The organism is Mycobacterium sp. JS623 (assembly GCF_000328565.1).
GTDB lineage: Bacteria > Actinomycetota > Actinomycetes > Mycobacteriales > Mycobacteriaceae > Mycobacterium.
The window spans coordinates 4133491-4149096 of record NC_019966.1 but is presented as its reverse complement, the minus strand read 5'-3'; the positions used below and the strand labels follow the sequence as shown (position 1 = coordinate 4149096).

Below are 15606 nucleotides of genomic sequence, written 5' to 3'. Positions count from 1 at the left end.
CGACTCATACCGGAACTGACCGCCCCACCTCGCTGATGTACTCGACACTGGTCCGCACATCGCGCAGCGGTCCCTCGTCGGTCGGCACCGAATCGAGAATGGTGTCCTGCTCCATCACGAACCAGCCGTCAAAACCGTTGCTGCGCAATGCTGTGACGATGCCTGCAATGTCGACGTCGCCACCGCCGAGCGGGGTGTACATACCGTCGCGCACGGCCTCGGTGTAAGTCAGCTCGCCGGCCTGAACACGAGCGGCCAGCGCGGCATCGACATCCTTGAGGTGGGTGTGGGCGATGCGGTCAGGCACCTCGCGGGCGAGCTGCAGCGGGTCGGTGCCGCCGATCAGCAGGTGCCCGGTGTCCAGGCACAGCTTGATCTGGGAACCGGCCAGCACGCGGTCGACGTCATCGCGGGTCTCTACCATCGTGCCGACATGCGGATGGAGCACGGCCAGCACGCCTCGCTTCGCCGCCGCTGCCGCCAGCCGGTCGAGATTGGCCAGCAGCGTTGCCCATTGGTCGTCGTCGAGCGCCGGGCGGGAATCGTAGCCGTCGGTGCCGGTCGCCGCGGCGAGCACGAGAACTTCTGCGCCGCATGCCAGCAGCGCGTCGACCGGGTCGGCGATGTCGGGCAGCGGATCATGGTGGGCGTCATGCAGCAGGACCGGCGCGAAGGTGCCCACACAGCTCAGCCCGAACGAGTCGAGCAGCGCGGTCAGCTCGGCGGGATCGGACGGCAGGAAGCCCTCGGGCCCCAATTCCGTTGCGGCCAAACCCACGTCGCGCATCTCTGCAAGGACGCGTTGCGGGTCGAGCTGATAGCCCCAACCCGGCACTTCGCACACACCCCAGGAAATCGGCGCACCGGCGATCTTCACGATGACCTCACTTCTTCGATTCGTACCGGGACGCCCCGGCGCAATGACTCCGTCGCGGCCTCCGCCAGCCATGCCACCTCGACCGCATCGGCCACCGTGCACGCGGGCGCGGCCGTGCCGTTGACAACGTCGACGAAGGCGCTCAGCTCGGCGCGGAACGCCTCGGTGAAGCGATCCATGAAGAAGTGATGCGCCGGTCCGGTCGGAAACTCGTTGGCCGGGTCCACATTTCGCACCGGTGCGCCCTGGTCCCAGCCTGCGACCACTGTGTCGTGGAAGCCGTGCACCTCGAGCCGGCAGTCGTAACCGCGGCCGTTGTAGCGGGCCGCCGACACCAGCCCGATCGTGCCCTGATCGAACCTGACCACCACCGCGGCGGTGTCGACGTCGCCGTATTCGGTGAACCGCGGGTCGCCCTGCACGCTGCCGGTGGCGTACACCTCGACGGGCTGCTGGCCGGTGATCCAGCGCAGCACGTCGAAATCGTGCACGGCGCAGTCGCGGAAGATGCCGCCGGAACCTTCGATGTATTCCATCGGCGGGGGGGCGGGATCCATCGTGGTGCTGCGCACGGTGTGCAGCAGACCCAGTGAGCCGTCGTCGACAGCGCGCTTGGCGGCGGCGAACGCGGCGTCGAACCGCCTCTGGTAGCCGACCTGTACCGGCACACCGGACCGGGCGATCACCTCGGCAACGTGCGCGCTCTCCGCTGCGGTCGCGGCGATCGGCTTCTCGCAGAAGGTCGGCAGACCGCGATGGACGGCGGCCAGTGTCAGCTCGGCATGCGCGGGCGTTGCGGCCGACACAATGACACCGTCGATGCCCGATGACAGCAGTTCCTCGACCGAATCCGCCGGTTTGGCACCATGTTTGGCGGCGACCGCGGCGACCACGTCGGCCCGCTCGTCGGCGACGACAAGGCCGTCGACGCCGGCAAGGTCGGACAGCGTCTCGGTGTGGAAGGCGCCGATGCGGCCCAATCCGATTACGCCGAGGGTGGTCATGGCATTCTCCGATCTTCTTGGTCGCGCAGCGCGACATCGAGTTGTTCTGCGGTGAGGTCGTCGGCCAACGCGGCAAGCACGATGTCGACTTGACTGGGCGGGGCAAGGCTGCCGATGGGCTGGTCGCTGTCGAGGTTGGTGGGAAACGGGTAACCCTCGGCGGTCGCCACCACCGCGTTGAGCAGGTCGCGCTGCGGGCGGCCCGCCGCCTTCATTGTGAGCAACGCCGGGTACACCGCGCGCACCATCGCCGTGCGGTCAAGGGCCTCCATGGCGCGACCGAACGGCGAGGAGATCTGCAACAGATTCGCGATTCGGCGGATATCGCTCGAAACATTGGACCCTGCACCGTGATACAGCGCGGGGTTGAAGAACATCGCGTCGCCCTTGGCCAGCGGCACCTGAACGTGATGCGCGGCGAAGAAGTCGATGAACTCGGGTCGGTTGAATGCGAGATAACCGCCCTCGAACCGCTGGGAGAACGGCAGCAGCATGGTCGGGCCGCTCTCGACCGGCATATCGCAGTGCGCCACTGCGCCCTGCAAGGTCAGTGTCGGCGAGGTGCGGTGAAGATGGGCGGGGTAGGCGGCCAGGTGCGCGTCGGGCACGAAACCGAGGTGGTAGTCGCGATGCGGAACCTGGTGTTGCCCACCGGGATTGACGACGTTTACCTGCGAGGTGAGTTGATATCGCGGACCGAGCCAGGCCTGTGAGACGACGGCGAGCGTGTCGTTGACGTAGTAGTCCGCGAACACCTGCGGGTCGTGCAGCGCCAGTTTTTGTGCCGCATTCCAGATCCGGTCGTTGGCGCCGGGCTTGCCGAAGTGGTCACCGGCGGCCGTCCCCGCGGCGCGCTGTGCGTCGATGATCGCGAAGAACGCCTCGCTGGCCCGGTCCACCACCTCGGCGTCGAATGCACCGTCGAAAACCACCACGCCGGGCCCGTCGGACAGGGCTCGGATCAGTTCGGATTGCAACGCGCGCCGCCCTGCAGTGGCGACGGTGGTCGCCGAATACACGAGCATGTTATGTCGCACTTCGTCGGCGAAGGGATAGTCAGCGGCGTCGACGCTGCGCAGCACCTGCGCGCGAAAGTCGTCGAGGCGCAGGTCGGCCTCGTCGATCCACTGGTTGGGTGTTGTGCGTACCGCTGCGGTCATGCCGGATAGTCTTGCTGTGCCAGCGACCGCATTCAACGCCAAAAATCCATCAAAAACCCCTCACCATGCTCGCCACCCAACAAGGAGCTCCTCGTGCCGCACCGCTACAAGGTCCGCGAGATCGCTCAGCAGTCCGGGCTGAGCGAGGCGACCGTCGACCGCGTCCTCAATGAACGGCCGGGGGTGCGGGAGAACACCAGGGCCGAGGTGATGCAGGCGATCGCCGACCTGGACAAACAGCGCACCCAGTTGAGGCTCAACGGGCGCCGCTACCTGATCGACGTTGTGATGCAGACGCCGCAGCGCTTCTCCGACGCGTTCCGCGCCGCGGTCGAGGCCGAATTGCCCGCCTTTGCACCGGCGATGGTGCGGGCGCGTTTTCACCTGTGGGAGTCGGGCTCGACAGCGCAGATGGTCGAGGCGCTCGGTCGTCTGCGCGGCAGCCACGGCGTCGTGCTTAAGGCACAGGATGCGCCCGAAGTGGTTGAGGCCATCGATCGCCTGGTCGATGGGGGTATGCCCGTCGTGACCTATGCGACCGATGTGCCAGCCAGTTCGCGCTGTGCCTATGTCGGCATCGACAACCACGGGGCGGGGGTGACGGCCGCCTATCTGATGAACCAGTGGCTGGGCTCTGCGCCGTCAGATGTGCTCATCACGCTGTCCCGCACGGTGTTCCGCGGCGAGGGGGAGCGCGAGGTCGGGTTCCGCTCCGCGTTGAGGGCATCGGGCCGGGCGATCGTGGAAGTCAGCGACAGCGACGGGATAGACGCGACCAACGAGCGCCTTGTGCTCGAAGCCCTCGAAAAGCATCCCAATGTGGAGGCCGTCTACTCGGTTGGCGGCGGCAACACGGCGACCGTCGCGGCGTTCGACCGGCTCGGTCGGCCGTGCCGGGTGTTTGTTGCCCACGACCTCGACGCCGACAACCGGCGACTGCTGCGCGAAGGCCGCATTTCCGTCGTGCTGCACAACGATCTGCGCGCCGACGCGCGGCTTGCGATGCGACTGATCCTGCAGGAGCGCGGTGCGTTGCCGGTCGAGCCCTCGCGGCCCGTCCCTATCCAGGTGATCACGCCATATAACGTGCCTGGCTAGTGCTAGCCGATGGCTACCGATCGGTAACCAATTTTAAGAGAATGCCATTCTCGCAAAAGTGACGGAAAACACAATTTTGTCTCACGCCGCGCGTTCGCAGAGGCGCTGAGCATTGGGTTCAATGCCAGGTCACCCGTGCGTCGCCTGCGCGTCGGGTAAAGGGCTGCCTAAGAGAAGTGCAATAATCGGTACTGGCAGTGACATCAAAAATCATGCGGATGTCGATCGGCGGCGCCTCGGCCTGACCGCGACTCGGCGGACATTCGCTCGGGCTCAGCCCGAAGATGACGGAAGGCAGGCGAGTGGGGGCGAACGACAACGCCGTCAGCCCGGGAACTGCGGGCCCTCGGCAGAAGCTGGAAAAGGTCGTCATCCGCTTTGCCGGCGACTCTGGCGACGGCATGCAGCTCACCGGTGACCGCTTCACCTCCGAAGCCGCTCTGTTCGGCAATGACCTTGCCACGCAACCGAATTACCCCGCCGAGATCCGTGCGCCGCAGGGCACCCTGCCGGGCGTTTCCTCGTTCCAGATCCAGATCGCCGATTACGACATCCTGACCGCGGGCGACCGCCCCGACGTGCTCGTCGCGATGAACCCCGCCGCTCTCAAGGCCAACACCGCTGATCTGCCCCGCGGTGGCCTGATAATCGCCAACTCCGACGAGTTCACGAAGCGCAACCTCGCGAAGGTCGGGTACGAGTCCAATCCGCTGGAGACCGACGAGCTTTCCGACTACGTCGTGCAGGCCGTTCCGATGACGACGCTGACGCTGGGCGCAGTCGAGGTGATCGGCGCATCGAAGAAGGACGGTCAGCGCGCCAAGAACATGTTTGCGCTCGGGCTGCTGTCGTGGATGTACGGCCGCGAGCTGGAGCACAGCGAGGCCTTCATTCGCGAGAAGTTCGCCCGCAAGCCCGATGTCGCCGAGGCCAATGTGCTCGCGCTGAAGGCCGGCTGGAATTACGGCGAGACAACGGAAGCGTTTGGCACCACCTACGAGGTGTCGCCCGCCAAGCTGAAATCCGGTGAGTACCGCCAGATTTCGGGCAACACGGCGTTGGCGTACGGCCTGATCACTGCGGGCCAACTCGCAGGCATCCAGGTGGTCCTCGGTAGCTATCCGATCACGCCGGCCTCGGACATCCTCCACGAGCTGTCCAAGCACAAGAACTTCAATGTGCTGACGTTCCAGGCCGAGGACGAGATCGCAGGTATCGGCGCTGCCATCGGCGCGTCCTACGGTGGTGCGCTCGGCATCACCACCACGTCAGGGCCCGGCATCTCGCTGAAGTCGGAGGCCATGGGTCTGGCCGTGATGACCGAGCTTCCTCTGATCGTGGTCGACGTGCAGCGCGGCGGTCCGTCCACCGGCTTGCCCACCAAGACCGAGCAGGCCGACCTATTGCAGGTGCTGTACGGCCGCAACGGCGAGTCACCTGTCGCCGTGATCGCGCCGCGGTCTCCTTCGGACTGCTTCGATGTCGCCGTGGAGGCTGCACGCATCGCGGTCACCTACCACACGCCGGTCGTGATCCTGTCCGACGGCGCGATCGCGAACGGCTCTGAGCCGTGGGCGATTCCGGACGTCAGCACCTATCCGTCGATCGAGCACAGGTTCGCGAAGTCAGGCGAGCCGTTCCAGCCTTACGCTCGCGATCCGGAGACCCTGGCGCGCCAGTTCGCCGTTCCTGGCACGCCCGGTCTCGAGCACCGCATCGGCGGTCTCGAGGCGGCCAACGGTTCGGGCAACATCTCATACGAGCCCAAGAATCACGACCTGATGGTGCGGCTGCGCCAGGCCAAGATCGACGGCATCAAAGTGCCGGATCTCGAGGTCGACGATCCAACCGGTGACGCGGAACTGCTGATGCTCGGTTGGGGCAGCAGCTACGGCCCGATCGGCGAGGCCTGCAGACGGGCGCGGCGCAAGGGAATCAAGGTCGCGCAGGCGCACCTGCGCAACCTCAGCCCGTTCCCGGCCAACCTGGGCGAGGTGCTGCGGCGCTACCCCAACATCGTGCTGCCCGAGATGAACCTCGGCCAGCTCGCGCTGCTGCTGCGCGGCAAGTTCCTGGTCGACGTTCAGTCGGTGACCAAGGTCGAAGGCATGGCGTTCTTGGCCGACGAGGTCGAGGGCATCATCGACGCCGCGCTCGATGGCACGTTGGGCGACAAGGAAATTGACAAGGCCAAGTTCGCGCGGCTGGCGGCGGCCACGGTGGAAACTGGTGTGGGAGCTAACGCATGACAGACGTGATCGGATCGGACCTAGGTGTCACCCCACTGTCGAAGCTCAGCGGGGTGCCTACCACCGACGAGCCGCAGAAGGCCAAGGACTTCACCAGCGACCAGGAGGTCCGCTGGTGCCCGGGCTGCGGTGACTACGTCATCCTCAACACCATCCGCAACTTCCTGCCCGAGCTCGGGCTGCGCCGCGAGAACATTGCGTTCGTCAGTGGCATCGGGTGCTCCAGCCGTTTCCCGTACTACCTGGAGACCTACGGCTTCCACTCGATCCACGGCCGCGCGCCAACCATCGCGACCGGCCTGGCGCTTGCCCGCCCCGACCTGTCGGTCTGGGTCGTCACCGGTGACGGCGACGCGCTGTCGATCGGCGGCAACCACCTGATCCACGCGCTGCGCCGCAACATCAACATCACGATCCTGCTGTTCAACAACCGGATCTACGGGCTCACCAAGGGCCAGTACTCCCCAACCTCCGAGGTTGGCAAGATCACCAAGTCCACCCCGATGGGCTCGCTGGACTACCCGTTCAACCCGGTGTCGCTGGCGCTAGGCGCCGACGCGACGTTCGTCGGCCGCGCGCTGGATTCCGACCGCAAGGGGCTGTCCGAGGTGCTGCGCGCGGCGGCCGCGCACCGCGGCGCCGCGATCGTCGAGATCCTGCAGGACTGCCCGATCTTCAACGATGGCTCGTTCGACCCGCTGCGCAAGGAAGGCGCCGAGGAACGCATCATCAACCTCAGCCACGGCGAACCCATCACGTTCGGCGCCGACGGGGCGTACTGCGTGGTGAAGTCCGGCTACGGGCTCGAGGTGGCCAAGACCGCCGACGTGTCGGCCGACGAGATCGTCATCCACAACGCCACGATCGAGGATCCGGCGTACGCCTTTGCGCTGTCGCGGCTTTCGGAGCAGAACCTCGAGCACATGGTGATGGGCATCTTCCGTCAGGTCAGCAAGCCGACCTACGACGATGCCGCCCGTACCCAGGTCGCCTCCGCACGTGACGCCAAGCCACACGACACGGCCGCACTGCAGTCGCTGCTTCGCGGCAAGGACACCTGGACCGTCGACTAACCTCTCTGACGTGACGCCCTCCGTGCCGCTTGCAGCAGTCATCCTGGCCGGCGGGGCATCCCGCCGGATGGGCCGCGACAAGGCCAATCTTCCCTATCACGGCAGCACGCTGCTGGAGCGCACGATGTCGATCGTGAGCCCGCGGTGTGCACCGGTATTCGTCATCGCCGCGCCGGGCCAACCACTGCCCAAAGTCGAGGCCGAGGTGCTGCGCGACGAGGTTCGCGGCGTCGGGCCGCTACTGGCGACGGGGCGGGGGCTACGGGCCGCCGCCGACGCCGGCCTGGGTTTGGCGTTCGTCTGCGCGGTGGATATGCCGCTGCTCGAGGTCGAACTCATCGACGAACTGGCGGGGCCTGCCGTGCGACTGGGCGCCGATGTCGTGCTGCCATGGGACGGCCGCGACCATTACCTCGCGGGCATTTACCGGACCTCGTTGGCCGACCGCGTCGACGAACTGGTCGCTGCGGGTGAGCGCAGCATGCGCGCGCTGGTCGACAGGGTCGACACGCAGCGGATCGTCATGTCCGAGCAGGCGTCGCTGACCAACGTCAACACGGCCGCCGATCTGAACGCCATCCGCCCACCGCAAATTGCCTAGCAAATTCGTTCATTTCGATTTCTGAATTTGACGTCTTAGCGCACGCAATTCCGCGCCGCGAATTAGCACAAATATCGCGGTGATTAATTGGCGGTCGCCGGCACCGGCATTGGCAGGCACGACCGCGATTCGGCAGCCGTCACAGTGCGTGAAAGCCCTTGTAGCTCAGCGCTGTTGGTGAGCACGTCGGGCAACTACGCCACGAATTTCGTCACGGTACGAATGGCTTCCACGGAGCCAACGGCTCACTGGCGTGGCGGTTTTTACTGACGTCGAGCCGTTCCCATTGTGGCTTATGAAGGACCAGCGGGCAGACTGGGGCACGGCGCGGGTGTCGATCCAGTCGTACGGCGCATCGTAGCATCCAAATATGTTGAAGGACAACGTTATTACTTCGATTGCTGGTATCCGGGCGGTGGTCGGTTGACATGCGGCCTTCAGCTGGTGGACTCGCGCGGACAGCCGAAAGTCCCACGGGAACAGTGGATTTCGACGATATCCTGTCTCGCTCGAAGCATCGAGTGATCAGCGAACTGATGTCAGGAAGCGACCTCCTCTGGCCTCTGATCAGTCATTTCGCCACGCGCAGGACCATTTTCGGCACCTCGTGAGCGGCAAAATGCGTGTGCCAGCTCACAAAATGATCGTGATTTGAATCACCACGACACGCCCGTTCTACCCAATCCGCGGTTGCGTCAAACGCAGAGCTGACCTGCACAGACGATTCTCAGCTTCGGTCGTGATCTTCCCGTGATCTAACTGCGACACGCCCCGCAGCTGATATGACTTTGCGCCGCAAGCTTTGTACGGTCCCCTCAGCTTCTAACGGAGCAAATAATTTCAAAAACCAAGAACCTGCGTGTGAGTCGGGGCTGTCACTGGACAGGAAGGCGGTTTCGCCTTCTACAGCCGCCGGGCCTGTTACCCGGTAAGGCGCTTCATGCCTCCCGCTGCCGCACCTGACCGAGACGGTGCGGCCCGAACCCCTCGCCTGTGTACAGGCAACACGCCCGCGTCTTCGCGCGGGTGGTGATGGCGCGCGCTTGGCGAAAGGAACGAAGTGAAGAACATCCGCAAGACGTTTGGTCTGGCCACCATCGCCGGTGCGCTCGTTTTGGCACCGATGGCGCTGGCGACCGGCACCGCCAATGCGGACAGCGGGGTCAACTGGGATGCCGTCGCAGCCTGCGAGTCGGGCGGCAACTGGTCGACCGCGACGGGTAACGGCTACTACGGCGGCCTGCAGTTCACGATGGGCACCTGGCATGCGAACGGCGGTTCAGGCTCACCCAGCCAAGCCAGCCGCGAGGAGCAGATCCGCGTGGCCGAGAACGTCCTGCGCACGCAGGGCATCAAGGCGTGGCCCGTCTGTGGCAGGCGCGGCTAGTCACTAGGACGACAGAGGCGGTGCCGGGCTTTCGCCCGGCACCGCCTCTTGTTTCTCATAAGTCCCTTACATCAGATAAGTAACGATTAAATCTTTTGACACTTGCGTAACACGTGATGTTGATCACCCGAAACACCAGATAGCCGCAGCGGAGAACGCATAACTCCTCCACAGCGGGCCTTGTTTCAAACGGTCGGGGAAGGACCGCAGTGATGAACATTCGTAAGGCGTTCACCAAGGGCCTGGTGGCCACCGCAATCGCCGGAGCACTCGGCCTGGTTCCGATGGCCCTCACACCGGCCACCGCCAACGCCGACAGCGTCAATTGGGATGCGATCGCCCAGTGCGAATCGGGCGGCAACTGGTCCACCAACACGGGCAACGGCGCATATGGCGGCCTTCAGTTCAAGCAGGCCACCTGGTCATCGAACGGCGGCGTCGGAAGCCCCGCCACGGCGTCGCGTGCCGAGCAGATCCGCGTCGCTGAGAACGTTCTGCGCACACAGGGCCTGAACGCATGGCCCAAGTGCGGCGCCCAGGGTGCCAGCCCCGCCGTCTGGGGCACGCCCAGCACGCCGACGGCACCCCCGGTGACCACGGGCTGCGCCGCGATGCCCACCAGCGGACTGCTCGGCTTCATCAACCCGCGTCAGATGTGCACCGCTCTGCTCAACCCGCTGGGCTCGATGGGGGCGTGACGCCAAACTCGTTGCCCTGCGGGTCGGCGAGCGTGCCCAGATCCTGTTGCACAGTCCATTGCCAGCGGTTCGGCACCACGCGGTCGTCATGCACACGGACGAATTTCCAGATCAACTGCTCCCAGCCCGCGCAGCCATACAGCCACCGCGGCGTGCCGTCGGGCCCGTTGCGGATGTCCGCACCGACGTGCTCGGCCCACCAAGCTGCCAGCTCCTCGGGCCGATCGCTGTCGGTACACACCGCGAACGCGCGCGCAGGCGGGTCGCTGGTCATCTCCGGATCGAGAAACGCGCAGAATTCGTTGCCCTCGATATCGGCAAGCGTGACGCGCTCGGGCAGATATTCGGCCAATACCGTCGCACCGAGGTCCAGCAGCGGTTCGAGCGCGTGGACATAGACGTCCAGGTGCACCCTGTTCTTCACTATCTTGTCGCGCGCCTGGGGACGAAACGACAGCAGCGAGCGCTGAGCGGACGAGCCGAGCGCGGCGGCCCAGAATCTCTCGACGGCCTGCGGCTCAACCGCGTCGACCACCAGCGGCCCGAGCGTGGTGGTCATACCGACGCCGTATCGCGATCGCCGGGCAGCACGAATGCCGAACGCGCAGCCACCTGCGCCAGGTGCCGGGTCATCAACGCTGCGGGCACCAGCACGGTCGCCCGGCCGGCGAGTCCGCTGAGGAAGGCGGGCCGCCGGCGGATTCCCGAGTTGTGGAGTCCGACAACGTGATTCGCACGCCGTCAGCGGTCGTCACGAGCTCGCGGGCAGACAGCCCGGTGTGCACGGTCCCGCCTGCGAGCGCGTCGGCAAGCACCTTGGCCAGTGCCGAGCGGCGGATCAGCACCAACTTCTCACCAAGCGCCCTCACCAACCGCTCCCTAGCGGGACGTCGCAGCCATGAGCCGTCACGCCAGCGCAATGCTCCCGCGGTCACCCTGCCGCCGGCCGCGCGCACGGCCTCACCGATACCGATTTCGTCAAGTGCCGCAAGCGCGTTGGGCCAGAAACTGATGCCAGCACCTGATGACGTGTCGGTCCGCTCCTCGATGACGGCGACCTCGTGGCCGCGGCGTTGCAGCGCCACGGCCGTCGCCAGCCCCGCGATGCCGGCCCCGACAACCACGATGCGCCGCGCCATCCAATGAACGTAGCGCGGCCTACAGGTCGAAGATCAACAGCGTGCTGGTAGCCGTCGCCACGACGGCACCGCCGGCATCGGTCACGACACCTTCGGAGAAGCCCACCCGCGAACCGGACTTCACGACCGTGCCGGTCGCGGTCAGCAGCCCGCTGCTGAGCCGGACCGCCTTGAGGTAGTTGACCTTGATCTCGACCGACGTGTATCCCTTGCCCTGCGGAAGCGTGGTGTGCACCGCGCAGCCGGTGACCGAGTCCAGCAGCGTGCAGATCAGCCCGCCGTGAATGGCGCCGATCGGGTTGTACGCGGATTCGTCTGGGACACAGGTGAATACCGCCCGGCCCGGCTCGACCTCGACGAGTTCGAATTGCATCAAACCGGCGATCGGGGCCGGGGGGAGTTCGCCGTCGACCATGGCGCGCATGTAGTCGATGCCGGACATCGCCAGGCCTTTGGCGGTGCTGGGGCCCGGCGAGTGCCACGTCACGGTCCGTGAGCGCTCCGGTCCCCAGTCGGCCTGGATGTCGGTATCTACCAGTTCGGCGGTCATGGTGTCCTCTCACTTGCTTGCCACGGTGTCCGGCGGAAGCGCGGACGGTCGGGGTCATCGGGATCGACGGCATGGTCCAGTCCCCACGCCGTCAGCGCGTCCAGCACGGGAATCAGGCCCCGGCCGGAGTCGGTCAGGTGGTATTCGAAGCGTGGCGGCGTTGATTGGTAGGCGGCGCGACGTACGACGCCCACCTGCTCCAGGGCCTTGAGCCGGGCCGCGACGCGGTCGCGCGGCGCTCCGGTTTTCTCGACGATCCCGGAGAACCGGCGATTGCCCAGCGCCAGCTCGCGGATGATCAGCAGCGACCACCGCTCGCCGACCAACTCGAGCGATGCGGCGATCGGGCATGCCCGACCGGGCAGCCCGGCCAGTACCACTGTGCTCATGAAGGCCAGCATGGCAGCAGTCAGTTTGAAAGTCAAACTCACTGCTGCCGAGACTGCGGTGAGATCGCGAATTTGCGTGCGGCCGCGATCTGTGAGCAGTCTCGAGTGCATGACGACCCCTTTTGATGACCTCGACGCGTTCCTGGCGCTGCCGCGCGCATCGGGTCTGGCGGTATCACCGGACGGATCGCGGGTGGTCACGTCGATCGCGGAACTCAACGACAAGCGCACCGAGTTCGTCAACGCGATCTGGGAGCTGGATCCGCAGGGACGCAAACCGGCCCGCCGCCTGACCCGCGGTGCGAAGGGGGAGTCCTCGCCGGTGTTCACCGCTGACGGTGACCTGTTGTTCCTCGCAGCACGGCCTACCGAGGAGGATGACAAGCCGCCGGCGGCACTGTGGCGATTGCCCGCCGCAGCAGGGGAAGCGGTCGAGGCGCTGACGCTGCCAGGGGGCGTCGACGGCGTTCGCACCGCGCGCGCCGCCGCGGTCACGGTGGTCGCCGCGAAGCTGCTGCGCTCCGCCTCCGGCGTCGACGATGACAAGCGACTGCGCGCGCTGCGCAAGGACAACAAGGTCTCCGCTGTGCTGCACAGCGGCTATCCGGTGCGGCACTGGGATCACGACCTCGGACCCGATCATCCGCACCTGATCGATGTCTACGGCCCGCGGGAGCTGACGCCGCAACCAGGCGATGCGTTGCGCGAGGCCGACTTCGACGTGAGCTCGGACGGCGCGTTCGTCGTCACGTCATGGCACGATCCCGCGCCAGGCGCGTCGATCCGCGGCAGGCTGGTGCGCGTCGACGTGGCCACCGGGCAACGGACCGTCATCGCCGACGACCCCGACGCCGACCTGGGACTGCCCGCCATCTCGCCCGACGGTACGGCGGTTGCGTTCACCAGGGAGACGCATTCCACGCCCGACAAGGCGCCGCGAATCACGCTGTGTCACATGCGCTTCGGCGAGCCGTTCGTAGAGCTGACCGGAGAATGGGACCGGTGGCCGACCTCGGTTACCTGGGCTGTGGACGGCTCGGCCGTCATCGTCACCGCCGACGAGAACGGACGTGGTCCCGTGTTCGCGGTTGACCCGTCTAACGCCGCCGTCACTCAGTTGACCGACGACGACTACGCCTACACCGATGTGCGCACCGCGCCAGGCGGCGTCGTGTATGCGGTGCGCAGTTCTTATGCGCGGCCGTCGCATCCCGTCCGGATCGACAACGACGGCACCGTGACGGAATTGCCATGCGTGGCAGCGCCTGAACTGCCCGGCACCCTGACCGAGGTGACCGCGACCGCAGATGACGGGCAGACCGTACGGTCATGGCTGGCGCTGCCGCACAGCGACGAGCCCGCGCCCCTGGTGCTTTGGGTGCACGGCGGGCCGCTGGCGAGCTGGAACGCCTGGCATTGGCGGTGGAATCCGTGGTTACTGGTCGCCAAGGGCTACGCGGTGCTGATGCCTGATCCCGCGCTGTCGACGGGATACGGCCAGGATTTCATCCAGCGTGGCTGGGGCGCTTGGGGTTTCGCGCCCTACACCGACCTCATCGCGGCTACCGACGCGGCGTGCGCGCATCCGCGGGTCGACGGGACGCGCACCGCGGCCATGGGCGGTTCGTTCGGTGGCTACATGGCGAACTGGATAGCGGGCCACACCGACCGGTTCGACGCGATCGTCACCCACGCCAGCCTGTGGGCGCTGGATCAATTCGGGCCGACCACCGACGGCGCGTACTGGTGGGCACGCGAGATGACACCCGAGATGGCCGAACGGAATTCGCCGCACCGCTTCGTCGGCCAGATTCGCACGCCGATGCTTGTCATCCACGGCGACAAGGACTACCGCGTTCCGATCGGTGAGGCGTTGCGGCTGTGGTTCGAATTGTTGACCGAATCCGGGCTGCCCGCAGCGGAGGACGGCACCAGCCCGCACCGGTTCCTCTACTACCCGTCGGAGAACCACTGGGTGCTCAGCCCGCAGCACGCCAAGATCTGGTACCAGGTGGTCACCGCGTTCCTCGCCCTGCACGTACTGGGAGAGGACGTCGAACTGCCCGAGACGCTGGGGTAGCGTCGCCGACATGAGCGCACCGGAGCCGCCCGGCCGGCGACATTCAGACCAGCAGCGTGAGTTCGACATCGTCCTGTACGGGGCCACGGGGTTCGTCGGCAAGCTGACCGCCGAATACCTGGCCAGAGCTGGCGGCGATGCCCGCATCGCGCTGGCGGGCCGGTCGCAGGACAAGCTGCGGGCCGTCAGGGAAACGCTGGGGGACAAGGCGCAATCGTGGCCGCTGATCGAGGCCGACGCGTCGCAGCAGTCGACGCTGGATGCGATGGCCGCCCGGACGCAGGTGGTGGTGACCACCGTCGGGCCCTACATCAAATACGGGTTGCCGATGGTGGCCGCGTGCGCTGCCGCCGGCACCGACTACGCCGACCTGACGGGTGAATCGCTGTTCATCCGCGAAAGCATCGATCTTTATCACAAGCAGGCCATCGACACCGGCGCCAGGATCGTGCACTCGTGCGGATTCGATTCCATCCCTTCGGATCTCACCGTTTTCGCGCTTCACCGGCGCGCCGAGCAGGACCAGGCCGGTCAGCTCACCAACACCAACATGGTGGTCCGTTCGTTCGCCGCAGGCGTATCCGGTGGCACCGTCGCGTCTTTGCTCGAACTACTCAAAGTGGCATCCTCCGATCCGGAGGCCAGGCGGTTGATGATCGACCCCTATACGCTGACCCCCGACCGCGCCGCGGAGCCCGAACTCGGCGCGCAGCCCGACGCACGGTGGCGGCGCGGCCGTGAGATCGCGCCGGAACTCGACGGTTACTGGACCGGGGCCTTCGTGATGGCCGCGGCCAACACCCGAATTGTCCGGCGCTCCAACGCATTACTGGACTACGCGTATGGCAGGCGGTTCGAATACGCCGAGCAGATGAGCGTCGGCAAGTCCATCGTCGCGCCCGTCGCCGCGGCGCTGGCCACCGGCGGCAACGCGGCGACCATCGCGCTCGGCAGCCGCTACTTCAACCGCCTGCCGGACAAACTCGTCGAACGCATCGCCCCGAAGCCCGGTACGGGGCCAACCGAACGCGTCCGCGAAAAAGGTCACTACACCATCGAGACCTACACGACGACAACGACTGGCGCGCGCTACCGCAGCACCATGTCGCAACAGGGCGACCCCGGTTACAAGGCGACATCAGTTTTGCTGGGCGAGAGCGGATTCGCACTCGCGCTGGACCGTGACCGGCTGTCTGAGCTACGCGGTGTGCTGACCCCCGCAGCCGCGATGGGTGATGCGCTCATGGCCCGATTCCCCGCTGTCGGTGTGACATTGGAGACGAACCGACTGAATTGATCGG

At 66.1% G+C, this 15606-nt stretch carries 12 protein-coding genes and 3 pseudogenes; 8 read left to right on the top strand and 7 right to left on the bottom strand.

What is annotated here, in order from left to right; translation table 11 throughout:
* Window positions 1-4: 4 nt before the first annotated feature.
* Genes MYCSM_RS20385 through MYCSM_RS20375 form a run of 3 tightly spaced genes read right to left on the bottom strand, consistent with a single transcriptional unit; the run spans window position 5 to window position 3041 of the window.
* Entirely contained in the window at window positions 5-877 is an 873-nt protein-coding gene (locus tag MYCSM_RS20385) for a sugar phosphate isomerase/epimerase family protein (RefSeq protein WP_015308055.1), read from the bottom strand.
* The gene (locus MYCSM_RS20380; RefSeq protein ID WP_015308054.1) at window positions 874-1881 is read right to left on the bottom strand and encodes a Gfo/Idh/MocA family protein; all 1008 of its coding nucleotides are present in this window, start codon (window positions 1879-1881) and stop codon (window positions 874-876) included. Before MYCSM_RS20380 ends, MYCSM_RS20385 begins: the two co-directional genes overlap by 4 nt.
* Complete coding sequence (locus MYCSM_RS20375) at window positions 1878-3041, bottom strand: phytanoyl-CoA dioxygenase family protein (protein WP_015308053.1); 1164 nt, start codon at window positions 3039-3041, stop codon at window positions 1878-1880. The genes MYCSM_RS20380 and MYCSM_RS20375 overlap by 4 nt, the downstream gene beginning before the upstream one ends.
* A 93-nt stretch (window positions 3042-3134) precedes the next feature.
* On the opposite strand from MYCSM_RS20375, the gene MYCSM_RS20370 reads away from it, so the two are divergent.
* The 6 genes and pseudogenes from MYCSM_RS20370 to MYCSM_RS39110 all read left to right on the top strand — a co-directional run.
* Window positions 3135-4139, top strand: coding sequence for a LacI family DNA-binding transcriptional regulator (locus MYCSM_RS20370; RefSeq protein WP_015308052.1), 1005 nt, complete (start codon window positions 3135-3137; stop codon window positions 4137-4139).
* Window positions 4140-4423: 284 nt separating this feature from the next.
* Window positions 4424-6388, top strand: coding sequence for a 2-oxoacid:acceptor oxidoreductase subunit alpha (locus MYCSM_RS20365; protein ID WP_015308051.1), 1965 nt, complete (start codon window positions 4424-4426; stop codon window positions 6386-6388).
* Window positions 6385-7461: a 2-oxoacid:ferredoxin oxidoreductase subunit beta gene (locus MYCSM_RS20360; protein WP_015308050.1), complete on the top strand. Its 1077-nt coding sequence runs from the start codon at window positions 6385-6387 to the stop codon at window positions 7459-7461. The genes MYCSM_RS20365 and MYCSM_RS20360 overlap by 4 nt, the downstream gene beginning before the upstream one ends.
* Before the next feature lie 10 nt (window positions 7462-7471).
* On the top strand, window positions 7472-8062 hold the full coding sequence (mobA, locus tag MYCSM_RS20355; protein WP_015308049.1) for a molybdenum cofactor guanylyltransferase: 591 nt from the start codon (window positions 7472-7474) through the stop codon (window positions 8060-8062).
* A 1159-nt stretch (window positions 8063-9221) separates the two neighbouring features.
* Window positions 9222-9449: pseudogene (locus MYCSM_RS20350) on the top strand (transglycosylase family protein); the annotation flags it as partial.
* Between the two features lie 311 nt (window positions 9450-9760).
* Window positions 9761-9991, top strand: a pseudogene (locus MYCSM_RS39110) (transglycosylase family protein); the annotation flags it as partial.
* Between the two features lie 127 nt (window positions 9992-10118).
* Here MYCSM_RS39110 and MYCSM_RS20340 read toward each other — a convergent pair.
* The 4 genes and pseudogenes from MYCSM_RS20340 to MYCSM_RS20325 all read right to left on the bottom strand — a co-directional run bounded on the left by MYCSM_RS20340 (window position 10119) and on the right by MYCSM_RS20325 (window position 12225).
* A complete protein-coding gene (locus tag MYCSM_RS20340; protein ID WP_015308046.1) occupies window positions 10119-10706 on the bottom strand; it encodes a VOC family protein in 588 nt (195 codons plus the stop codon).
* Between the two features lie 139 nt (window positions 10707-10845).
* Window positions 10846-11286, bottom strand: a pseudogene (locus MYCSM_RS20335) (FAD-dependent oxidoreductase); the annotation flags it as partial.
* 19 nt (window positions 11287-11305) lie between these two features.
* Entirely contained in the window at window positions 11306-11836 is a 531-nt protein-coding gene (locus tag MYCSM_RS20330; RefSeq protein ID WP_015308044.1) for a PaaI family thioesterase, read from the bottom strand.
* Window positions 11833-12225 carry a winged helix-turn-helix transcriptional regulator gene (locus MYCSM_RS20325; protein ID WP_232425634.1) on the bottom strand — a complete coding sequence of 131 codons (393 nt, stop codon included), beginning with the start codon at window positions 12223-12225 and terminating at the stop codon, window positions 11833-11835. Before MYCSM_RS20325 ends, MYCSM_RS20330 begins: the two co-directional genes overlap by 4 nt.
* A 109-nt stretch (window positions 12226-12334) precedes the next feature.
* Between MYCSM_RS20325 and MYCSM_RS20320 the strand changes: the two genes are divergently transcribed.
* Window positions 12335-14305, top strand: a complete 1971-nt coding sequence (locus MYCSM_RS20320) for a S9 family peptidase (RefSeq protein ID WP_015308042.1) — start codon at window positions 12335-12337, stop codon at window positions 14303-14305.
* A gap of 10 nt (window positions 14306-14315) precedes the next feature.
* The gene (locus MYCSM_RS20315; protein ID WP_015308041.1) at window positions 14316-15602 is read left to right on the top strand and encodes a saccharopine dehydrogenase family protein; all 1287 of its coding nucleotides are present in this window, start codon (window positions 14316-14318) and stop codon (window positions 15600-15602) included.
* The last annotated feature ends 4 nt before the right edge of the window (window positions 15603-15606 follow it).

Coding starts and splice junctions, on each gene's coding strand:
- MYCSM_RS20360 (WP_015308050.1), top strand. CDS start 6,385: ATGACAGACGTGATCGGATCGGACCTAGGTGTCACCCCACTGTCGAAG.
- MYCSM_RS20325 (WP_232425634.1), bottom strand. CDS start 12,225: ATGAGCACAGTGGTACTGGCCGGGCTGCCCGGTCGGGCATGCCCGATC.
- MYCSM_RS20375 (WP_015308053.1), bottom strand. CDS start 3,041: ATGACCGCAGCGGTACGCACAACACCCAACCAGTGGATCGACGAGGCC.
- MYCSM_RS20380 (WP_015308054.1), bottom strand. CDS start 1,881: ATGACCACCCTCGGCGTAATCGGATTGGGCCGCATCGGCGCCTTCCAC.
- MYCSM_RS20365 (WP_015308051.1), top strand. CDS start 4,424: ATGACGGAAGGCAGGCGAGTGGGGGCGAACGACAACGCCGTCAGCCCG.
- MYCSM_RS20340 (WP_015308046.1), bottom strand. CDS start 10,706: ATGACCACCACGCTCGGGCCGCTGGTGGTCGACGCGGTTGAGCCGCAG.
- MYCSM_RS20315 (WP_015308041.1), top strand. CDS start 14,316: ATGAGCGCACCGGAGCCGCCCGGCCGGCGACATTCAGACCAGCAGCGT.
- MYCSM_RS20320 (WP_015308042.1), top strand. CDS start 12,335: ATGACGACCCCTTTTGATGACCTCGACGCGTTCCTGGCGCTGCCGCGC.
- MYCSM_RS20330 (WP_015308044.1), bottom strand. CDS start 11,836: ATGACCGCCGAACTGGTAGATACCGACATCCAGGCCGACTGGGGACCG.